This is a genomic window from Pseudomonas sp. LFS074 (assembly GCF_047978165.1).
Taxonomy (GTDB): Bacteria; Pseudomonadota; Gammaproteobacteria; order Pseudomonadales; family Pseudomonadaceae; genus Aquipseudomonas; species Aquipseudomonas putida_P.
This window is the reverse complement of the sequence record NZ_JBFPFV010000014.1, coordinates 1-3,840: the sequence shown is the minus strand read 5'-3', so window position 1 is coordinate 3,840 and position 3,840 is coordinate 1. Positions and strand designations below refer to the sequence as shown.

Below are 3,840 nucleotides of genomic sequence, written 5' to 3'. Positions count from 1 at the left end.
GACGTGCTCATCGACATCAACGTGATTCTCGAAGGCAAGGTGGTCATCGAGGACGATGTTCAGATCGGCCCTAACTGCGTCATCAAGAACACCACGCTGCGCAAAGGCGCGGTGGTCAAGGCCAACAGCCACCTCGAAGGCGCCGTGATGGGCGAGGGCAGCGATGCCGGCCCGTTCGCCCGCCTGCGCCCGGGCAGCGTACTGGACGCAAAGGCCCATGTGGGTAACTTCGTCGAACTGAAAAACGCACACCTGGGTGAAGGCGCCAAGGCCGGTCACCTGACTTACCTGGGCGATGCTGAAATCGGTGCGCGCACCAACATCGGCGCCGGCACCATCACCTGCAACTACGATGGCGCCAACAAGTTCAAGACGTTGATGGGCGAGGACGTGTTCATCGGTTCGAACAACTCGCTGGTGGCGCCTGTGGAAATCAAGGCCGGCGCGACCACCGCAGCCGGTTCGACCATTACCCAGACGGTTGAAGCTGGCGACCTGGCGGTGGCCCGTGCACGCCAGCGCAACATCTCGGGTTGGAAGCGCCCGGAGAAAACCAAGAAGAGCTGAGTTATTCACAGCTGTTTCGATCCAAAGCCGACCTATGTGAATAAGTCGGCTTTTTTATTGGGCTATTGGTAATCCCTTGTAGGAGCGGCCTTGTGTCGCGATGGGCCGCAACGCGGCCCCTTGGATTTCGAGGTGAACCTGAAATTGCCGGGGCTGCTTTGCAGCCCATCGCGACACAAGGCCGCTCCTACAGGGACCCTGCCAAAAGCAGAAGAAATTATCCACAGGGCAGCTACTGCTTGACGAGACGAGCGTCTTAGGTTTTGATTGCAACCATTATCTTTCGAAACGAAACTTAAGAGCTCATGTCGAAACGAAACACACCGCAGCGGCGGCACAACATCCTGGCTTTGCTCAGCGAGCAGGGCGAGGTGAGCGTGGACGCCTTGGCCAAGCGTTTCGAAACTTCGGAAGTGACCATTCGCAAAGACCTCGCCGCCCTCGAAACCAACGGCCTGTTGCTGCGCCGCTACGGCGGCGCGGTACCGGTGCCGCAAGAACTGCTCGGTGAGCCGGCCCAGCCTGTGTCTTCCTATAAGAAGGCCATTGCGCGTGCCGCCGTCGGGCGAATCCGCGAACATGCGCGCATCATCATCGACAGCGGCAGCACCACGGCAGCCATGATCCCCGAACTGGGGCGCCAGCCGGGCTTGGTAGTAATGACCAATTCGCTGAATGTAGCCCGTGCCATTTGCGACCTCGAACACGAGCCGGTACTGCTGATGACCGGTGGCACCTGGGACCCGCATTCCGAATCATTCCAGGGCCAAGTCGCCGAGCAGGTACTGCGCTCTTACGATTTCGACCAGCTGTTCATCGGTGCCGACGGCATCGACCTCGGCCGGGGTACTACTACCTTCAACGAGCTGCTTGGGCTCAGTCGGGTCATGGCCGAAGTTGCCCGTGAAGTGATCGTGATGGTCGAGTCGGACAAGGTGGGGCGCAAGATCCCTAACCTCGAGCTGCCCTGGGGCAGCGTACATACCCTTATTACAGATGAACGCCTGCCCGCAGCGGCACGCGAACAAATTCAAGCCCGCGGCATCAACCTGATCTGCGCCGCGATCAGCCAGGAGCAATAAAACATGTGTGGAATCGTTGGTGCCGTCGCCGAGCGCAATATCACAGCCATTCTGATCGAAGGCCTCAAGCGTCTTGAGTACCGCGGGTACGACAGCGCCGGCCTGGCGGTTCTCACCCAGAACGGTGAATTGCAGCGCCGCCGCCGCATTGGCAAGGTCAGCGAGCTGGAAGCTGCGGTTGCTGCTGAGCCACTGGCGGGCCAGCTGGGTATCGCCCACACCCGTTGGGCTACCCATGGTGCGCCGACCGAAGGCAACGCCCACCCGCACTTCTCGGGCGATGAAGTGGCTGTGGTGCACAATGGCATCATCGAAAACCACGAAGAGCTGCGTGAAGAGCTGAAAGGCCTGGGCTACATCTTCACGTCCCAGACCGACACCGAAGTCATCGTTCACCTGATCCACCACACCCTTAAGAGCATTCCGGACCTGGCCGACGCGCTGAAAGCAGCGGTGAAGCGCCTGCATGGTGCCTATGGCCTGGCGCTGATCAGCGCCAAGCAGCCTGACCGCCTGGTAGCTGCACGCAGCGGCAGCCCGCTGGTTATCGGTCTGGGCCTGGGTGAAAACTTCCTGGCGTCCGACCAGTTGGCGCTGCGTCAGGTCACCGACCGCTTCATGTACCTGGAAGAAGGCGACATCGCGGAAATCCGCCGTGATCAGGTCACCATCTGGGACCAGCAAGGCAACAAGGTCCAGCGCGAAACCGTGCAGTACCATGAAGGCGCCGAAGCTGCCGACAAGGGCAACTATCGCCACTTCATGCTCAAGGAAATCCACGAGCAGCCAAGCGTTGTTCAGCGCACCCTGGAAGGCCGTCTGGGCAAGGACAACGTGCTAGTCCAGGCTTTCGGCCCGAAGGCTGCCGAACTGTTCGCCAAAGTGCGCAACGTGCAGATCGTCGCCTGTGGCACCAGCTACCACGCGGGTATGGTCGCCCGTTACTGGCTGGAAAGCCTGGCTGGCATCCCGTGCCAGGTGGAAGTGGCCAGCGAATTCCGTTACCGCAAGGTGGTGGTGCAGCCGGATACTTTGTTCGTCTCCATCTCGCAATCCGGTGAAACCGCCGACACCCTGGCCGCGCTGCGCAACGCCAAGGAGCTGGGTTTCCTCGGCAGCCTGGCGATCTGCAACGTGGGCATCAGCTCGTTGGTGCGTGAGTCGGACCTGACCCTGCTGACCTTGGCTGGCCCTGAAATCGGCGTGGCGTCGACCAAAGCTTTCACCACTCAGCTGGTTTCGCTGATGCTGCTGACCCTTGCCCTGGGCCAAGTGCGTGGAACGCTGGAAGACGGTGTTGAAGCCGAGCTGGTTGAAGAACTGCGTCGTTTACCGACCCGCCTGGGCGAAGCCCTGGCCATGGATGCCACCGTCGAGAAAATCGCCGAGCTGTTCGCCGACAAGCACCACACCCTGTTCCTCGGCCGTGGTGCGCAGTACCCGGTGGCGATGGAAGGTGCGCTCAAGCTCAAGGAAATCTCCTACATCCACGCCGAAGCCTACCCGGCGGGTGAGTTGAAGCACGGCCCATTGGCACTGGTGGACAATGACATGCCGGTGGTTACCGTCGCGCCGAACAACGAACTGCTGGAGAAGCTGAAGTCCAACCTGCAGGAAGTGCGTGCTCGCGGTGGTGAGTTGGTTGTGTTCGCCGACGAGCAGGCGGGCATGACCAATGGCGAAGGCACCCACGTGATCAAGGTGCCGCACATCGCTGACGCGCTGGCGCCGATCCTGTACACCATTCCACTGCAGTTGCTGTCGTACTACGTAGCCGTGCTCAAGGGTACTGACGTTGACCAGCCGCGTAACCTGGCCAAGTCGGTTACTGTCGAGTAAATAACGCTAAGTAATCGTTTCAAATGTTTTTAAAGAATAAAGGTTGTCACAAAAAAATAAAGGTTGTCACAAGTTAAGAAAGGTTGTCACAAGGCTCTGTCACGGCCCGTTTGTCGGGGCAGAGCCTTGTCCATGGATATAGGATCACAATCCCTTCTGCACCACAGTGACTGCTGTCCTGGCTGAGCCCGCTCTTGAATTTCTCCGCGCCACGACCTGTGTCGTTCCGATCCGATCGAGCGGGTCACTCAACGATGAGCGACTCGTGAAATGACATCTGTACCCACTGAACCGGTGAATCCAGCTAGCTCGAAGCTAATGACTCAGCGGAAAATTGATAGAAGAATACAAT

General features: G+C 59.4%; 3 protein-coding genes. All 3 read left to right on the top strand.

What is annotated here, in order from left to right:
• A partial coding sequence (locus ACNQP3_RS29195; protein ID WP_416470702.1) for a DapH/DapD/GlmU-related protein occupies nt 1-567 on the top strand: 567 nt, incomplete at its 5' end.
• A 305-nt stretch (nt 568-872) separates the two neighbouring features.
• A complete protein-coding gene (locus ACNQP3_RS29190; protein WP_012274906.1) occupies nt 873-1,649 on the top strand; it encodes a DeoR/GlpR family DNA-binding transcription regulator in 777 nt (258 codons plus the stop codon).
• Between the two features lie 3 nt (nt 1,650-1,652).
• Nucleotides 1,653-3,488 (top strand): glutamine--fructose-6-phosphate transaminase (isomerizing), encoded by a 1,836-nt coding sequence (glmS, locus tag ACNQP3_RS29185; protein WP_264316682.1) that lies wholly within the window; start codon nt 1,653-1,655, stop codon nt 3,486-3,488.
• Nucleotides 3,489-3,840: the final 352 nt, after the last annotated feature.